Below are 18,463 nucleotides of genomic sequence, written 5' to 3' on the forward strand. Positions count from 1 at the left end.
TTTGGCTCTGTTAGGCGTGATTTTGCTGGCCGCCTTCCTGCGCCTGTGGCGATTGGGAGAGATGCCGCCGGGTCTGTACCACGATGAGGCGTACAATGGGCTGGATGCGCTGGCCTTGACCGAGGGGGCCACGTTTCCCCAGTTTTATGAGGGATGGGAGCTGTACGCGGCGGAGGCGCATGGGGACCATCCGCCCGCGCCGACGCGCCGGCCGGTCTTTTTTGAGGGGAATTATGGGCGGGAGCCGCTGCACATTTACTTGATGGCGGTGGCGGTGTGGTTGTTGGGGGCGACGCCGGTGGCCGTGCGAATTGTGCCGGCATTTGCCGGCATCCTCGCCACCTACACCACCTATCTCGCCGCCGCCGCCCTCTACGCCAACGACGAAAAACGCGCCCCCGCCTGGTTCCCCCTCCTGGCCGCCTTCTTCATCGCCATCTTCTTTCCCAGCGTCCACTTCAGCCGTTTTGGCCTGCGCGTCATTCTCTTCCTGCCCATGACCACCCTGGCCGTCGCCTGCTACTGGCGCGGCCTGGCCCGGCGTCGGACCGGCGCGCGCGCCGCCCCCTGGTTCCTGGCCGCCGGCTTCTTCGTCGGCCTGGGGCTGTACACCTACGCCGCCTCCCGCCTCTTTCCCCTCGTCTTTCTCCTCTACGCCCTCCTCCGGGTGGGGCAGGAGCGGAATGCCTGGCGCGCCATTGCCGCCGACCTGCTGCTCGTTGGCGGCGCGGCGCTGGTCGTCGCCCTGCCGTTGCTGCTCTTCTTCCTCCGCTACCCTTACTTCTTCGTCTTCCGCATCGCCTACGTCGCCAACAAGGGCAAAGGAACCATCGCCGACCGCCCCTGGCTCACCTGGCTGCTGAACGTGGGGCGCGTGCTGCGCGGGCTGGTGTGGCAAGGGGAAACCCACCTGCGCCACAACCTCCCCGGTCGCCCCTTCCTCGACGCCATCCAGTCCGGCTTCCTGGCTTTGGGGTTGGTGCGTGTGGTGCGCCGCCGCGCGCGCGCCGACCAGTTTCTCCTCATCTGGCTGGCGGTGATGCTGCTGCCGTCCATCCTCAGCGGAGACGCGCCCCATTTTGGCCGCCTGGCGGGAGCCGCGCCGCCGCTGGCGTTGCTGGCGGCCGGGGGCGTGGTGGGCGCGTGGCGTTGGCTGGCGCAGCGCCGGTCGCCGCGCGTGGCCGCGGGCGCGCTGGCGTTGCTGCTGCTGGGCAGCGCCTGCCTCACCGGTTACGACTATTTTGTGCGTTACGCGGGGCAGCCAGCGTTAGAGGCGGATTTTTACGCCCCGGATTGGGCATTGGGGCAATATGCGGCGGCGTTTCCCACGCCGGGGGCGTTGTATCTCTCGCCGACGCAGGAGGAGATGGCGACGATTTATTATGCTTTGGGCGAGAGGCGGGGGGCGTTGCGCAGTTTTACGGGGAATGGGGGGGCGGTTCCTGCCGGCATTCCCGACCAACCCGCGCTCTATCTCATCCGTCCCGACAGCACGGTGACGCTGGCGCAGCTACAGGCGGCCTTTCCCGCTGGCGTGATGGGGGCGGAGCGGGACGGGTTTGTGCCTTTTACGGTGGGGGGGGGGGTGGCGCGTATGCCGGCATCCCTGGCCTCCCCCGCCAACTTCGCCGACCAGATTCACCTGCGCGGCTGGTCCCAGGCGCGCCAGGACGGTCGCCTTGCCGTCACCCTCGTCTGGCAGGCGCACACCCGCCCGGAAAAGGCGTACACTGCTTATGTACACGCCCTGGATAGCGCGGGGCAACTCCTGGCGCAGCAAGACCGTCCCCCCGCCGGCTACCCCACCACCGACTGGCAGCCCGGCGAAATCGTGCTAGACACCTTCGTCATTGACTTGCCCCCCGACACCCCCGCGACGGTCGCCCTGGAAACCGGCTTTTACGACCTCCCCACCCTGACCCCGCTGGGATCGCCTGTCCGTCTCATTCCCTGATAGAACGATCTCAGTTGCCCGTGTCTTCAACCCAATTCTCGACTTCCAGCGCGGCGATTCGGTCGAAATGTTTGCGATTATTGGTAACCAATGTCAATCCATTAGCTATTGCTGTCGCCGCTATCAACAAATCAATGTCATCAACTGGTTGTCTGCCTTTCCTGGTTTCCGCATAAATCTCAGCCGCAACGTCGGCGACGCTTTGCGTAAATGGGTAAATGATGTTTTGCGCGGCAAATTCAAGAAACGTCGCTAATGGCTGTCCGCAATTAAATTAGCGGAAATGTGCGGACAGCTTGTCAGTAACCGTCCGAAGAAATGTGAAGTTATTTTTGGGCGGTTACTAACTGATTATGGGCATCGCGGTGTCTCTGAAAAAACCGGGTTTTTCGAGTGTCCGGCCGAAATTACCAGAGTGGTTCATGCGTAAAAACCCGGTTTTTGGCCTTTTTTCAGTAGAGTCAGTAATGACGCTGAAACTGATTATGTTATGTTCTTTGAAGTATGCTTCAAATTGAGCTACAACGTGAGGGTATCCACGAAAGAGTAGCGACAGGATGTCGGTATCAACCAGCGACGTCTTCATTACTTCTTCTCCGCGCGAAGGCTTGATCTCGACGTTGGCTTATTTCTCTCAAGAAATCTAGAAAAATCTCGTCTGGCATGTCTTTCCAGCAGCCGGCAAAGGATTGAAGGGGCGTGGCGGGGACTGTCTCTGATTTTTCCAGGTCTCGCCTGAAAGAATGAATGACTCTACTGAAAAAAGGCCAAAAACCGGGTTTTTACACATGAACCACTCTGGTAATTTTGGCCGGGCACTCGAAAAACCCGGTTTTTTCAGTGAAGTCGCTCCTCTGGAATGAGATCGATTTCCTGCAACACTTTGTTCTTGAGCAATAGCGTACTCACCGTTACCTCCGCTTGTACCTGATCTTTGTTACAAGATTATACACGGGGGAAAGAAAGCCGTAAAAATCAGCTTCCGGGAAGCCCGGTTTTAGGTCAAAAGCGTCTTGTCATCCAGGTTGTTGGACATCAAAGCCGCGTGCGGGAAGGTGATCGGACTTCTCTTGCCAGTGGAGGACCATTTGCTGCTGCGCTTCCGTTTCCGGGGAGGGACGGTGGCCGTCGGGGGTATTTTGTCGCCAGCGGGCAATCTGGGCCAGGGCCGCGGCGGCATCCCAACCGTGCCGCACCAGGTAGCAGCCAACGACGGTTCCCGTGCGCCCAATGCCGCCCCAGCAGTGAAGGTAGACGGTGTGCCCTTGCGCCAGGGCGGCGTCCAGGGCGTCAAGGATGGCGGTCATGTGGTCGGGGGTGGGGGTGCTGAAGTCGGGAATAGATAGGCGGTGGTGGACGATGGCGGGGTGAAGGAAGGGGTGGTAGGGTTTCAGTTCGGTGGGTTCGGTCAGGTTGAGGAAGTAGGAAATGCCGGCATTCCCCAATTTCTCCAACTTGTCCCGTGCCACCGCCTCGTCCTGTGCCCCCGGATACGCACCCGCCAGCAGTTGTCCGGGCAGCACCCAGTAGGCATTGGGGATGGGAGGGTTGGGGGAGATCATGGGGTGTTTTCCTTCAACAGTGGTTGGTGGTATTAGCCGCGCCGCGAGTTTAGGCGATAAAGGGACGCGAGAGCGATAATTGATGGGTGAATTCCTGAATCTGTGGTAACTACTAAGCCAGATTGGACCAATTTGCTCTGGTGAAAATCGCCATTGAACGCGTGAAATTGGTCCAATCTCCAGAGAGCGTTAGTAGTTACAATCTGTGAATGGTTAATGTGGCTGGATGGCGTCAATTCGGCCAGCGCAGGCGGGTGTAGATGGCGGCCCACCAGTCAATAAAACGGGGCACGTTACGTTCGTAGCCGACCAGCAGCACGCTGACCAGGATCATCGCCGCCCCTGCCCACTGCTGCCAGGTAAGCCGTTCGCCCAGCGTGAGATAGGCAACCGCCAGCGTGACGATCACCTCCAGCAGCCCAAGGAGCGCCGTTTGCATCCCGCCCAGGTGCTTCACGCCCAGGAACAGCGTGAGGCGGGCGAGCAGGGTGGCTAATCCCATGAAGATGACGGGCGACCAGGCGGGCGGGGGCATGGTGTGGGTCGCGGCGGGCGTGAGCAGCCAGCCAATGCCGACCACGGCGGCCATGGCGGTGAGGGCGTAGAGGGTGAAGGTTTGCGCGGGGATGTCGTAGAGAATGCGCTGGCTGAGGACCAACTGCACGGCGTAGGCGAGCGCGCCCAGGAGCATGAGGCCGACGCCAACCCAATCGGGCTGGCCGATGCCGCCGCTGGTGAGGATGTAGATGGCCACCACGGCCAGGAACACCCGCCCCAGGGTGAGCCAGGAGATTTGCTGCCCGGCCAGTCGTAGGAAGAGGGTGACAAAGACGAGGTAGCTGATGTTGATGAGCTGCCCCAGGGAGGCGTCGATGCGGTTGAGGCTGGCGTAGAAGCAGATGGAGCCGAGGCCATTGATGCTGCCGGCAAAAAGGCTGCTGAGGACGGCGGGCGTGGAAGAGAGGATGGCGCGGCGGGCAAAGAGGAAGATGAAGCCCCACAGCAGGACGGCGGCGATCAGGGTGCGCAAGGCAACCAACGTCATCACGTCGATGCCGGCATTAAACGCCAGTTTCGCCAGAATCGGAATGACGCCCAGAAAAAGCGGCGACAATAAGGCGGAGGCAAACCCTTTGCCCGTGGCGGTTGATGGGTGGTGCATCTTCCATACGACAATCGAAATAAACTGCTAGACCAAAATTTCACGAATGTCTTCGATCAAATCCACGTCCAGGAACGATCCTTTTGGACGCAGGCGGGCAATCTTGCCGCTGAGGCGCAGACGCTCATCCGCCGTCAGATCCTTTGCCGTGACCACAATCACGGGGATTTCCTTCAGCGCATTATCCGCCTTCATGGCCTCAATCACGTCGAACCCGTCCAAACCGGGCATCATCAGGTCCATGATTACCAGATTGGGTCGCGTTGTCTTAATCAACGCCAGCCCTTCCAGACCATCCTGCGCCTCCTCAATCAGGAACTCCCCCTGCGCCTGCAGAATGCGGCGAATCAGGCGGCTGGCGTCAGGATTGTCCTCCAGAATGGCGATCCGCTGCACGCGCGCGTCCAGCTCTTCCAGCGCCGTCAGCAGCCCCTCCTCGCGTCCCAGGTTCATTGTATCGTCTAACTGCATATCGCGCCCGATCTGTTCACCCAGGATGTGCTTTTCCACGGGGAAAGTGTGCCCGGAGCAGTTAATAACGACGGTCTCGCCGGGATCAATGACGCCCGCGCGCACCATTTCAATGACGCCCGCGAACGCGACCGCCGTCGCCGGTTCCACGGAAAGCCCTTCGATTTTTGCCAGCGCGTGCATGGCGCGAAAAGCGTCCGCGTCGCTGACGGTTTCAAAAACACCCCCATTCTCGGTCATTAAATCGAATAGCACTTCATAAGCCTGACCAGGCAGCCCCGTGGCCAACACGTTGATGTCCGTGTGTGGGTGTGGTACCTCCAGTGGTTGGCGCTGCCCGCGCCGGAACGCCTGGGCCATGGGCGCGCAACCGGCCACCTGGATGCAGGCCAGTTTGGGCAGCCGCTCTACCAGCCCCATTTCGCGCAATTCGGCGAACCCTTTCATCACGCCCACGGGGCCTAATCCACCGCTGACGGCCTGCACGTACCAGTCGGGCGTGCGCCAGGCGGGGACGCTGCCGCCGGGGCGGTAGGGGTCGAGACCAACGGCCAGCGCGCCCAACTGCTCCGCGATTTCAAAGCCGAGTGTTTTCATCCCTTCTTTGGCGGCAATGCCTTTGATGCCTTCGTCCAGAAAGAGGTTCTTCGTAGCGGCGAAACGGGCGGCGACTTGCTTGGTCTGATCATAGGTGCCGGTGACTTTGATCACTTCGGTGCCGTAGAGGGCGACTTCGCGCATTTTTTCGGCGGGGACGGAGCTGGGAACGAATGCCCACAGTTTGATGCCGGCACGGGCGCAGAAAGCCGAGTACGCAATAGCCACATTGCCCGTGGAAGCGACGACCGCTTCACGGCAGCCCGCCGCCTTCATGGCGGAGACGGCAATCGCCGCCTGCCGGTCTTTGAAGGAGCCGGTCGGCCCCTGGCGCTCGTCCTTGATGTAGAGGCGAGGATGACCCAGCATAAGGCCGAGGTTGAGTGCCGGCAAAAGCGGCGTCCAACCTTCGCCCAATGTGACAATATGCGCGTCCTCTTTCACCGGCAGCAGTTCGCGGTAACGCCACATCGACGCACCGTACTGGCGCAGTCGTTGCGGCCAGCCGGGACCGATGCGCGCCAGATCGTAGACGGCGTCAAGCCATTTTTGCCCACAGTGGGTGCAGGCGGGTTTTGGCTTGAGTGAGGGCATGGCGTACCCGCAGGCGCGGCATACGACCTGGAAATGAGAGGGATGGGGGCTATCGTTCAAGTTGGTCCTTTTGCGAAGAGACGCGCCATGCGCCAGGCAACGCGCGGCGTCAGGTATTGGACTGACGTATGGGCAGGCGGACATGGAACGTGGAGCCACGTTCCAACACGCTTTCCACCCAGATTTCACCGCCGTGCATGGTTACAAGATTCTTGGTAATGGGCAGCCCCAGCCCCGTGCCGCCCACTTCGCGCGTGGGCGAGGCGTCTACTTGCTCAAATTCGCGGAAGAGTTTGTCGAAATCTTTTTCGGCGATGCCCTTGCCGGTGTCGGCCACTTGCAGGTGAACAGTGTCATTTTCGCGCTGTATGTGCAGTTGGATTGTGCCGGCATCCGTAAATTTCGCCGCGTTCGAGAGCAAATTCAGCAAAATCTGGCGCATCCGAATCGGGTCCGCCTCAATGGTGGGCAGGTCGGGCGCGAAAACGGTTTGCAGCGTTACCGGTTTCCCCGCCAACAGCGCGGAAATGGATGCGAGTACATTCCGGGCGACTTCCACCAGGTCCACCTGTTCAAGAATGAGGACCATCTTCCCCGCCTCAATCTTCGACATGTCCAGAATGTCGTTAATCAGGCGCAGCAAGTGCTGCCCGCTGGTGTGGATGGAACTCAGGTCTTCCTCTTGCTCCGGCGTGATTGGACCATCAATGCCCTTCAACATCAAGCGTGAGAAGCCAATAATCGAATTAAGCGGCGTGCGCAGTTCGTGCGACATATTTGCCAGGAACTGCGTTTTCAGACGGTCTACCTCGCGCAGCCGCTCATTGGCCGCCTGAATCTCCTGGAAGAGTCGCCCGCTCTCAATCGTCGTCGCCAGGTTGCCGCTCAACGTCTGCAACAGGCGCACGTCGTCATCGCTAAATGCGGGTGATTGCTGGCTCTGTACGTAGATGATGCCAATCATGCGTCGCCCCAGAGCCAGGGGGATGAGCAGTTGGGAAAATGAATCGTCGCGCGGACCGGTTCCTCCGCCGGACGCACGCGCGTCATTGACGATAATCGGTTCGCCCCAGGATAGCACCTGGCGCGGCAGCCCATGCTCCGCCGACAGCATGGCGGAGAAGGTGTGGCTGCCACGGGCGGCGATCTGGTGAAGCTCTTGCCGCGATTCGTCCAGGATGTAAATTGCCACACTGGCCTTGTTCAGGCTGTCATGCAGGGCGCTGACGGTGTTGCGGATGCGTTCGTCGGCCTCCACGCTGGAGGCCGCCGCTTGCGAAACGCGCAACAGCTTCCGCAGTTCGGCCACGTTTTGCTGCGTCTGTTGAAACAACTGGGCATTGGAGACGGCCAGGCTGGTTTGCGTGGCGATGGTGCGCAGTAACTGCATGTGGTTGGGCAGATAGGCCCGCGGACGACGCGAATGGACGGATATGTAGCCGATGGGCACGCCTTCGCGCAGCAGGGGGGACCAGATGGAGGAGGGAAGGGAGGGGCGACCCCAATGCTCACTTTCGGCGCGGGCCAACGGCATCTGGCCGGCGATGATGATTGGCTCCAGCCCATGCAGGAAGGTGTACAGCGGCTCCTCGGCGCGGAGCGTTCGCGGTGGCAGCGGCACGGTCTCGCCCTGATAGTGGCAGAGGAGGGTTTGCACGGTTTGCGTGTTGGCGCGATAAAGGGCCATGAGGAAGGCGTCGTTGGGCAGCAGCCGGCCAAGCTGGGCGTTGACGGTTTCCGCCAACTGGGGCAGGTTGAGGATGCCGGAGATGTGTGTGCCGATTTGGTTCAGGGTCACCAGTTCGTGGGCGCTGCGCATGGTGTCGTCCAGCAGGCGCAGGTTTTCCAGGAAGGTGGTGAGCTGCCCGATGACGGCCTGGGTGTAGTTATAGCTGGAGCGATTGACGGATTGCGGATTGCCGGGGAGGTCCAGGGCCAGGTAGCCGATGAATTGTTGTTGGCTGAATGCGGGGATGAAAATGCCGGCACGCGCCGCAAAAGGACGCAAATGCGCAACGACCGCCGCGCTTTCCTCCCCCGTGTCCTCAAATATCATCAACTCCCGCCGCCGGGCCAGTTCGGCAAAGAAACCCGCTTCCACCACCGTCATACCCAGATGCGGCCCTTCCTCCTGCCCCCGTGTAAACTCCGCCGCCACCGACCCCGTGCCGCTCTGCTCGTCGTACAGGACAAAACGGCACTGCGGCACGCCCGTGTAAGCCGCCACGGCGGACACCGTCATGTCCAGCGCGTCCTCCTGCGTCAATGCCTGGTTTAATTCACCGCTGATGCGGTACAGCGCATTTGTTTCCGCCAGCAGCCGTTGGTTAGCCAAATGCGTCGCCGTCTGGTCCGCCAGGGTCAAAAACGGCTGCAAATTGCGGTCAGGCAGACTTGCGGCGATGGCGCGCGCCAGGATCAGCGTAGCCAGCCATTCCGCCTCCACCAGAATAGGGATCATGTCCGCCCCACGCACCTGAAGACGTTGGAAAAGCTGGTGTAGGGAAGCGTCCAGCCGCTCATCTTCCTGCCCGTTTGTCACATGAATGATCCGCGTTCCCCAACCGTCGTTACCATGCGGAAAATGCTCGCGCTGAAGCCGCGTCTCGTCATCCGTGGCGATAGCCGCGCGATTCCACGAGGCGGCGACCAGGAGTTGTTCCGGCGACAGTGGGTCGGGCGCGATCACCAGCACAGCGTCACATATCTCTGCGGTAGCGGCAAAATCCACCAGGGACTGATAAATCGTGAGCGCGTCCGTGGCTTCTGTAACCTGCCTCCCTGTTTCATACAGGGCTGTACTCATAAGCAGACTGCGTTCCGTTTGCGCAAAGAGGTCCGCATTTTCAATCGTAATGGCAATCTGATCGGCGAGGGATTGGAGGACGGATATACTTTCCGCGCTGAACCCTCCCAGTTGATCGCTCTGTGCGGATATGGCTCCGATGATGCGTCCGCGCGCGTGCAACTGTAGCGACAACTCAGACCGTGTCCGGGGCAGCAAGGGATCGGCGGTCCAATAGCGGGCCTGGCGCACGTCCTCCTCCACCAGGGTTGTGCCCCGCGCAATGGATACGCCCACCAGGGACGCCAGTTCGGGGGGTGGGTCTTCCAACACGGGGAAGCGCAGGCCCTGGCGCAAGTGTTCGGCCCCGGCGGAACCCGTGCCACCTTGCAGCACGGCCATTCCCTGCTTATCTACCAGGAACAACCCCACATAATACAGATCGAACTGTTCCTGGATCAGATTCACCACTGAACCAATCAACTGATCCCGATCCAGAATGGTACTCGCCGCCCGTGATATCTCCGCCGCTAACTGCAACTGGGTTGAGTAGAGGATGCTGTCTTGCAGCAGGCGGCCATTGTCAATGGCGATGGCTAATTGGTCGGCGATGGTTTGCAGCGTTTGCACAAGCTGCGTCGTGAAGTGGTTTACGTGCTCGCTCTGCACGGTGAGCGCGCCAATGACTCGTTCCCGCACCCGCAGCGGCAGAGCCAACTCGGAGCGGGTCAATGGCAAGAAGGGATTAGGACGCCATTCGGGATTCTGACGCACATCGGGGACAACGCGGGCGCGCCCGTCGGCACTGGCGTTGCCGATGAGCGATCCCGGACCAAGCGGTAAACGATACGCTTCCTGCAACTGGTTGCGCCCTGCTTCTCCCGTGGCTCCGCGCAGGACGGCTTCGTTGGCGGCGGCGTCCACGAGGAAAATGCCCACGTAATAGAGTTCAAAGGTCGTTTGCAGCAGGTCCACCGCGCTTTGCAATAAGATTTCAGGGTCGAGGATGCTGCTGGCGGCGGCAGCGACCTGGGCCGCGGCCTGTAATTGCACGCCCTGGGCTGTTTGCGCCTGTAATGCCTGGCGTGTCTGCTCTAACTGCAACTGATTATTGATGGCGACGGCCAGGGAGGCGGCGATGGTTTCCAACAGACTGGCTTCATCGGTGGGGAAGGCGGCGACGTTTTCATCGTGCGCCAATGCCAGGACGCCGATGCAGCGGTTGGCAACGATGAGGGGGAATCCCGCCCAGGCGGAATGGAGTGTCGGGGGGATGTGTTCGGGGATGAGGCGGCGGAGGTGGGCATGGCTGCCGGCATTAACGATGACCACCGCCTCTTGCCGCGTGACGTAAGCGCTCAGGTCGTCGTTGAACGGCTTGCTTGATAGCGTATCCAGTCTATCCGTGCCGATTCCATATTGATAATGATAAGCAGCCTGGCGCGGCCTATCTCCATCTTGCGCCAGATAAACGGACATCTCCGTGGCTTCGGTGAGCGCCAGAATTTCGCGGCGCGCGCCATCGTACACCGCTTGCAGGGTGGGGGCCTGCGCCAGCCTCTGCCCGACGCGGTAGAGCGTGGTCAACTGCGTCACGCGGTTGCGGGTCTCCGTTGCCAGCAGCGCGTTGCGCAGGGCAATGGTGGTTTGGTTCGCCAGAGCGGAGATCAGGCGCGTTTCCGCGGAGGAAAAGGGGCGCTGTTGATTGAACAGAATCACGAGGCCAGAAGCTTCTCCGGCGAACAGGAGGGGGACCAGCAACACGTTTACCTGCCCCATGCGGCGCAGCAGTTCTTCTTCTGGCACGGGAAGCCGCGGGTCGTCAATTCGTCGCGCTACCGGTTCTTGTGTGGCAAGCGCCTGCCGCGCCGAGGGAAAATCGTTGAGGGCCAGCGCGGAATAGGCGGGCAGTTGTTGGTTGTGGGCGAGGGTATTCGCGGCGTGCTCTGCCTGAACCGTAATGGTGTCTGCTTCTGCCTCCCAGGAGGCGATCAGGCAGCGGCTGGCGCCGAGTTGTTCGGTGAAGGCGCGCGCGGCGCGGCGATAGATTTCTTCTACGTCTAGCGTCGTGCTGAGGAGATGTGTAAGCTGGTACAGCGCTTCTGTTTCGCGTAGTCGGGATTGCGTTTGGGTGAAGAGGCGGCTGTTTTCCACGGTCAGGGCAATCTGCCCGGCGACGGCGGCGACCAGATTTTGATCGTAGGGGCTTAGGTCTTCCGCTTCGCCACCAATGCGCAGTTCGCCGATGATCTGGCCGCGAGAGACAAGGGGGGTGGTGAACGCGCTGATGCTGTTTATCGACGTCCCATCCGGCGGGCTGGTCGCGGGGGCCAGGCGGGTGGCTTGTTGGTAGAGGCGATTCAGTTCGGCCAGGTTTTGTTCGACGCGAGCGAGCAGGCGGGCGTTGGCGATGGCTGCGCCGATGGTTTCGGCGCAGAGGGCGAGCAGGTTCAGGTCGCTGGTGGTAAGTTGGCCGGGTTGTTCGGTGTAGATGCCGATGGCCCCGTAGGGTTCCGTGCCGGCATAAAGCGGAACCGCCGCCTCGCCCCCCACCACGGGGAAGTCCAGATCGTAGTAGCCTGCGTCATGGTGGGTGCGCGTGCCTACCAGCAGCGGCTTGCCTTGTTGCATCGCCTGCCCCAGCAGGCCACTGCGCAGCGGGCGGGTCAGATGTAGTGGCGCGACAAGGCGGGGTTGCCTGGCGGTGGCGGCTTGCACCGACCACCCGAAGTCACCGCGGGCGGCGATGTGTACGGCGTCATAGTTGAATGCTTCCTGAATATGCCGGCACGCGCGCCATACCATTTCCTCGTCATCATGCAACCGATTCAGTTGTTGCCCCAACGTCAAAACATACTGGAGTTGCCCGGCCTGCACCTCCACCTGGCGGAAAGCGCGCGCATTCAAAATCGCCGCGGCGATCTGATCCGCCATCAACTGCAATACCTGCAAATCCTCATCCGTAAACGCGCTTTCCTCGCGGCTTTGCACGTCGAGCGCGCCCAGCAGATCGCCACGACCCACCAGGGGCACGGCCATTTCCGCACGAGTCTCCGGCAGCAACGGATTTTGGAAATAGACGGTATCCTCGCCCACGTTGAGGGCGATGCGTGGGCGGCGATTCGCCATGGCCCAACCGACGATAGACGCCGACCCCACCGCCAACCGGTGCGGCTGGGCTGCCATGATCTGGCCGACTTCCCCTGTCGCCGCGCGTACAATGGCAGCCTGCCCGTCCGCTTCCAGCAAGAATATGGCGGCATGGTAGAAGCCGAATCGATCCGGGATCAGATCGACGACATCCGCCATCAATGTTTCCAGGTCTAGCGAGGCGCTTGCCGCCTGTCCCACCTGTACGGCGGCCCGCAACTGCGTGGCCCGCTGCTTCAGTTCCGCCGTGCGGTGGGCAATAATTGACTCCTGCGTCTCCAACTGGTGACGCAGGCGATACGCCATTTTGTTAAACGTTGTCGCCAGCAGCCCTAATTCGTCGGGTCGGTTGATGATCACATCCTGCTGTTGCCCTTGTTGCAGCGCTTCCGCCCCCTGTTGTAAATGCGCCAGGTCGCGCGTTAGCGGGCGAATGAACTGAATGTAGAGGAGAGCGATGAGGACGAGGGCGATGAGGGCGGCCAGACCAAACGAGGGGGCCACGGTGCGGTTAACGGCGGCCAGGGCGTCGGCGCGCCCCTGTACGGCAGCGGCGTACCAACCAAGGTTGTTGATAGTGGGGTCGGCTCCCGCGACGGGAGCGGCCACAAAAAGGTAGGTGCGGCCAAACTGGCCGGTGTAGGTGGTGAGACCGGCGGCGGCGGCGGCGATAGGGACGTTGGCCTGGACGAAGTCGTCAATACGGATGGAGGCGTAGATGACGTCGCCATTGGCGGCGACGAGGGCCGTGCGCCCGGAGCCACTGAATTGGCCGCGCAGGAGGGTGGCTGTGATGGCGTTGTAGTCGAAGGCTTCGTAGATCGCGCCCATCAACTCACCGCTCTGGGGGTCCAGGATGGGCACGGCGAGGGCGAGAACACGGGAGGTTGGGCTGCCCAGATCAACGAGTGGGCCGGCGATGTAGGCTTGTTGGCCTGACTGGAGGGCCTGCCACCAGGGGGCGTCGTCAAAGAACACCTGAGCAGGCGGGTAGCTGTACCCGACGAGGGCGCCGTATCGGTCAACGATGACGAGGCTGCTGTTCTCGCTGGGGCGGGCCAGGAGAGCGTCGTGCAGTTCGTCGGTGAGTTCGAGTTGGATTCGGGCGCTGATGGTTGGGGGGATTTGGGCGGGATCGAAGTGACTTTTTTGCGCCGCCGCCCATTCCTGGCGCAGCGTTTCCCGCAGAGCATCGGGGCCACCAGGGGTGGTTTCGTAGGTGGCATTGACGTATTTGATGTCGTTGTGAATGGTTTCGTAGGCGGCCAGGTTGCGTAGGAAGTTCAGTTGCTCGTCTAGTTGGCGGGAGAGTTGCTCGGCTTGAATGCCGGCAATTGACTCCAAACTTTCCTGCGCCAAACGTTCCACCTGCGCCCGCCCCACGAAAATACTCACCAACACCGCCGCGAACAACGTCACCATCAAGCCGCTAATTACCAGGAATGGCAGGCGGAAGGCAATCGTGGCCGGAAAACGGAGCAGACGCTTACCTGGGGAGGCATTGCTGGAGGAAACCGGGCTGCTGCTCATAAGCATTCGACAGAGTGATGTGGGGGGACCACGTCACCTTAAAACGGAAGCATCACGTGTGGCGAACAGACGAATCCGCGGTCTGGTCGGGTTGGAAGAGGTGAATTTGTACCTGGCGATTACCCAGAACCGCGCCCAATTCATCCGCGGCCGTATCCAACAGGGCGTTAATCTCCAGATTGCGCTGCAACCTGGCCGTAATCTGGTTGACGAGTTGTTCCCGCTGCGCCAGGCGGCGCGTTTCGTCAAGGAGTTGGCGGTTGCGGATGGTGGTGCTGCTGAGCAGGGCGAGTGACTCCAGGAATTGGGATTCTTCCGCGGAGTAGGGTAGCGCGCCGTGGTCTCGTGTGAGAATGAGTACGCCCAGTGGATGATCGCTCTGGCGTAGAGGTACGGCAATAGCTGCCATCACATCCAGGTCTTGTATCATTCCCGAAGCTGTGGTGGATTGGGCCATCCATTCCGCGTAATCGTCGATGCGGAGCGTTTGATTAGACTGGAAAAGCTGCCCTGGCAGACCTTCTCCCGGATCGAGGGAGACGCCGGCGGGTATCTGTTCTCCTTGAACATAGCCGGCGGCGAGTTCTAGTTTCTGGATGTCTTCATGCCAAATCCAGGCGGTGGCGCCATCGGATTGTAGCAGGGTCATGCAGCGTTGGACGAGCACGTTGAGCGCGCCGCGCAGGTCTGCTTGCTGCGTCATTAGTGAAGCGATTTCGGGAAGTTGCGCCAGCAGATCGGCCCGCCTGCCGGATTCGGCATAGAGGCGAGCGTTGTCGATATTGCTGGCTAGTTGGTCGGCCATTAACTGCATGATGGCCAGGTCTTCCTGCTGAAATGCGTCCACTTCCTTGCTTTGTATGTCTAGCACGCCCAGGAGTTCGCCGTGTGCGATCAAGGGCAGTACGGCTTCGGAGCGCGTTTCGGGTAGGAGGGGATTGCTGAAGTGTACGGGGTCGGTGCCGACATCGCGGGCGACGCGGGGGCGACGATTGGCGGCGGCCCAGCCGACGAGTGAGTTTGAGCCAACGGGGAGGGAGTGTTGCCGCTCTTTTAACTGTTTGCCGATTTGCCCGGTTGATTCGCGCACGATGGCTTGCTGCCGGTTGCTGTCCAGGAGAAAGAGGGAGGCGTGATAGAAACCAAACTGGTTGCGGATAAGTTCGGTGGTGCTGTGCATGAGTTGGTCGAGGTCAAGCGACGCGCTGGCGGCGCGGCCTACTTCGACGCTGCGGCGGAGTTGTTCGGCCCGCCGCTGGAGGCTGGCGGTTTGTTCGTCAACGCGCTGCTGCAAGGTGTCGGCCAGGGTTTGGACGTCTTGGGTAAGTTCGCGCAGGTCGCGCACGTTGTGGTTGAGGCGCTCGCTGTAGGTCCAGATAGCCAGGATGAGGACGAGGTTGGTGATGATGTGTTCCAGGCTGGATTGACCGGCGGCGGTGAGGACGAGGGGGATGATGATGAGGGAAAAGGCGGCGTAGGGAAGGCTGTGGCGAAAGCCGCCGAGGAGGCTGGTGCCGAAAATAGGCAGGAGGGCCAGGGAGAAAAGGGGGAGAAGTTGCTGTCCCCCGGTGGCAAGCAGGATGGCCAAAAGGATGAGGTCGAGGGCGCTGAAGTAGAGGTGCAGTGCCGGCATTAACCGACCACGACGAATCAACCAAAGACAGATGACCGTGATTGTGAGATTGTAGAGGTACGTGAGCGCAACCGTCGCCAGCGGCAGCCCCATGTCGAAGCGCGCTGCCGTCAGGCGTTCGATCAGGGCGACAACGGCGCGTAAGAAAAACGCCAATGTCGTTGGCAGCAGCAGGAAGATGATGAGGGTTTGCAGCAGGCGACCGTCTTGCTGTGTTTGCGGGTCGTCCGTGTATATCGTCAGCAGCCGTTCCCACCACGATCTCTGGCGCATGTGCGTTTCTCCGCGATGGACCGCGTCAATTAGCGACCCAGGTCCCACACGGGAATGCCGGCAAGAACCTGGCGAATCTGTTCCGGAAAACGGTCTGCGTCCAGAGGCTTGGAAAGAAAACCATCGAAGCCAGCTTGCCGCGCTTTTTCCATTTCCGCCGTGCTTCCCTGCGCCGTCACGACGACGACCAGCGTGTCGCGCAGCCCTGGGTGCGCCCGCAGTTGCGCCAGTGCCTCATACCCATCTTCGTGTGGCAGGCGCAAATCCATCAAGATCAGGTCTACCCGGGGCATGGTGGCGGCAAACTCAACCACGCCCCAGCCCGTCGTTTTCCATTCGCAGCGATGCACGCCCATGAAGGCGAGGAGGCGCGCGACGAGGACGAAATTGGAGACGTTGTCCTCGACAACCAGGACATATGCATCTTTGGGGTCAATGGTAGGACGAGCTGGCACGTTCATAGGCGGAATGATTTATGTTTGAGCGTCAGCAAAGCTGAATTTGGACGCGAGATTACGAAGGTGATCATGGGCAAATTGGCGCGTGAATATCACCGGGCGGACTGAGCAAGGCCGGCGCGGCGCTTGGAACGTGAGGATAAATGCGCGCGCAACTGGTCTGGGAACAGATCAACATCAATTGGTTTTTGAATGAAGTCGGTGCAGCCGGCGGCGAGGCTGCGGCTGCGGTCGGAGGGCAGGACATTGGCCGTCACGGCGATGATGGGTACATAGCGCAGGGCTTCCAGAGCGCGGATTTGTGCCGTCAATGTGTAGCCGTCGTCGTGGGGCATGTTCAGATCCATGAGGATGATGTCGGGCGTACGTTCGCGCAGCGAGGTAAACAGCGCCTGCCGCGAAGCAGCGCCACGTACGACAAATCCTTCCGCGGTGAGCAATCGCCGCACGAGTTGGAAATTTGTCAGGTTGTCTTCGACATAGAGGATGACGGGTGGTGATTCTTGATCGGACGGATCGCTCATCATATACCTGCGCTAGTCCCACACCGCCGCTGGTTCGCAAGCGCACCGAACCAGCATGTGCCGCGAATCATATCAGGTGGAGAGGGATGTGGCGTAGGGCATCAAATGCGTATTTGCCTGCAACGCCAGATTGCTCTAATGGCAGCTTGACTCCTATTATGGCACAAGAATAAGGAGCCGCGGGGAGCATTTCGCCCCATTTTGGGGATTCAGATAGTGCTTTTGTCATGGCGGCCTGGTGGCCAGGGCGGTGAGCCGCGAGAAAAGAAGACGGATGTGATTATAACGTGATTGCCGGCAGATCGGAAAGTCTATTTGCTCCCTGCTCCTGATCAATAGATAATTGCGGTGATGGGGTAGTCAGATTGAGGCAGGGGATGTTGGGGTGGAATGCCGGCATAACGGCGATGCCGCCTCATTTCCATAGATTGCCGCGGGGGCCTTGATGAATACCGTGGCCATGGGCTGACGCCGACACGTACGGGCCTGGTCCCCGTCCGCCGTGATTGTCCGTTCAAATCACCATTGTAGTGTCCTCCCGACAAACTTTTCTGGAAGCCCGACTTCAGACCAGAGTCGTCTCACAATTCCCGGCTTCCAGGAAGATGAATACACAAGGAAAAGGTAGTAAGGATGAGTGTGCTTCCCAAAATTAAATTATGGAAACCGATCCTGGCTTTCGTCTTATTTGGCGCGGTGTCCTTGTGGTTGCTGAACACATTGACAACGGGGAATCCATTGTGGTTCTTTCCCATCCAGCCTTCCTACGCGCCGAATCGCATTGTCATACACAACTTTGGCGAGGAAATCGAGCTGCGTCCTGGCGACCTTGCATTTGAGAAAATCGCCGCCGGCGTGGACCAATCGCTGTCGCGCTTCTCCAATACGGCGCTGATAGATGTTGGGCTGGGGGATAGCACGCTGGCGGATTATCAGACGAAGGCGCTGGTGGTGGAGGTGTATTATCCATCGAACATTCGCTTCAACCTGCCTATTCGCATGGAAAGAGTAAATCAGTTGCTCTTCCCTATCGTGGGGCGCCACCAGGACACGAAATATGTGTTCATTGGGTACAATGGGGAATGGCTGGTAGGGGCGCTGCAAGTGTATTCCAACCAGCCGCTGCTGGACGCCCTACGAGAATTAGGGTACTTGCAAAACTAAGTAACCGTCCGAAAATAACTTCACACTTTTCTACGGATGGTTACTGACAAGCTGTCCGCGCATTTCCGCTAATTTAATGGCGGACAGCCGCTTACGAGGAGCATTTGTGGAGAAAACGCTGGCGATGAAGGTGCTAGAGGGGCGTAAAGTGCCCTATGAGGTGCTGACATACCCGGAAACGGAGCGGGATGCGCGGATGATAGCCGGGATGTTTGGCGTGCCGGCAAATCACGTCTTCAAAACGCTGGTTGTGCCCCGGCCCAAAGGAAAGCCGCTGCTGGTGCTTGTGCCCGCCGATTGCCAGCTTGACCTGAAGAAGCTGGCGCGGGCGGTGGGGGAAAAAAAGCTGAAGATGGCCGCGCACAAGGAGGCGGAGGCGCTCACCGGGTTGCAGGTGGGGGGGATTTCGCCGCTGGCGCTGCTGAACAAAGGCTTTATGGTGCTGCTGGATGCGTCGGCGGCGGAACTCCCGTTCGTTTATGTGAGTGCCGGCAAAAAGGGCATCAACCTGAAAGTTCCCACCGCCGCCCTGCGCCAGATCACCGCCGCCCGCCTCGTGGACGTGGCCACCCCGGAAGACGCGCCAACCGTCGCCAACTGACACCC

General features: G+C 60.4%; 11 protein-coding genes. 3 read left to right on the forward strand and 8 right to left on the reverse strand.

Features of this window, described 5'->3' with window-relative positions; genetic code table 11:
- Position 1 precedes the first annotated feature (1 nt).
- Entirely contained in the window at positions 2–1,954 is a 1,953-nt protein-coding gene (locus H6650_20065) for a phospholipid carrier-dependent glycosyltransferase (GenBank protein MCB8954308.1), read from the forward strand.
- A gap of 10 nt (positions 1,955–1,964) precedes the next feature.
- On the opposite strand, the gene H6650_20070 is transcribed toward H6650_20065, so the two are convergent.
- From H6650_20070 to H6650_20105, 8 genes are all read right to left on the reverse strand, one after another.
- A complete protein-coding gene (locus tag H6650_20070; GenBank protein ID MCB8954309.1) occupies positions 1,965–2,177 on the reverse strand; it encodes a PIN domain-containing protein in 213 nt (70 codons plus the stop codon).
- Between the two features lie 793 nt (positions 2,178–2,970).
- On the reverse strand, positions 2,971–3,516 hold the full coding sequence (locus H6650_20075; protein ID MCB8954310.1) for a dual specificity protein phosphatase family protein: 546 nt from the start codon (positions 3,514–3,516) through the stop codon (positions 2,971–2,973).
- 232 nt (positions 3,517–3,748) lie between these two features.
- Positions 3,749–4,678 (reverse strand): DMT family transporter, encoded by a 930-nt coding sequence (locus H6650_20080; GenBank protein MCB8954311.1) that lies wholly within the window; start codon positions 4,676–4,678, stop codon positions 3,749–3,751.
- A 27-nt stretch (positions 4,679–4,705) separates the two neighbouring features.
- A complete protein-coding gene (locus tag H6650_20085) occupies positions 4,706–6,400 on the reverse strand; it encodes a pyridoxal-phosphate dependent enzyme (GenBank protein ID MCB8954312.1) in 1,695 nt (564 codons plus the stop codon).
- 49 nt (positions 6,401–6,449) lie between these two features.
- Positions 6,450–13,805, reverse strand: a complete 7,356-nt coding sequence (locus tag H6650_20090; GenBank protein MCB8954313.1) for a GAF domain-containing protein — start codon at positions 13,803–13,805, stop codon at positions 6,450–6,452.
- A gap of 52 nt (positions 13,806–13,857) precedes the next feature.
- A complete protein-coding gene (locus tag H6650_20095) occupies positions 13,858–15,711 on the reverse strand; it encodes a GAF domain-containing protein (protein ID MCB8954314.1) in 1,854 nt (617 codons plus the stop codon).
- Between the two features lie 29 nt (positions 15,712–15,740).
- The gene (locus tag H6650_20100; GenBank protein ID MCB8954315.1) at positions 15,741–16,172 is read right to left on the reverse strand and encodes a response regulator; all 432 of its coding nucleotides are present in this window, start codon (positions 16,170–16,172) and stop codon (positions 15,741–15,743) included.
- Positions 16,173–16,261: 89 nt separating this feature from the next.
- Positions 16,262–16,693 carry a response regulator gene (locus tag H6650_20105; protein MCB8954316.1) on the reverse strand — a complete coding sequence of 144 codons (432 nt, stop codon included), beginning with the start codon at positions 16,691–16,693 and terminating at the stop codon, positions 16,262–16,264.
- A 633-nt stretch (positions 16,694–17,326) separates the two neighbouring features.
- Between H6650_20105 and H6650_20110 the strand changes: the two genes are divergently transcribed.
- On the forward strand, positions 17,327–17,857 hold the full coding sequence (locus H6650_20110; protein MCB8954317.1) for a hypothetical protein: 531 nt from the start codon (positions 17,327–17,329) through the stop codon (positions 17,855–17,857).
- 106 nt (positions 17,858–17,963) lie between these two features.
- Positions 17,964–18,458 carry an aminoacyl-tRNA deacylase gene (locus H6650_20115; protein MCB8954318.1) on the forward strand — a complete coding sequence of 165 codons (495 nt, stop codon included), beginning with the start codon at positions 17,964–17,966 and terminating at the stop codon, positions 18,456–18,458.
- Positions 18,459–18,463: the final 5 nt, after the last annotated feature.

It is taken from the genome of Ardenticatenales bacterium (assembly GCA_020634515.1).
Classification (GTDB): Bacteria; Chloroflexota; Anaerolineae; order Promineifilales; family Promineifilaceae; genus JAGVTM01.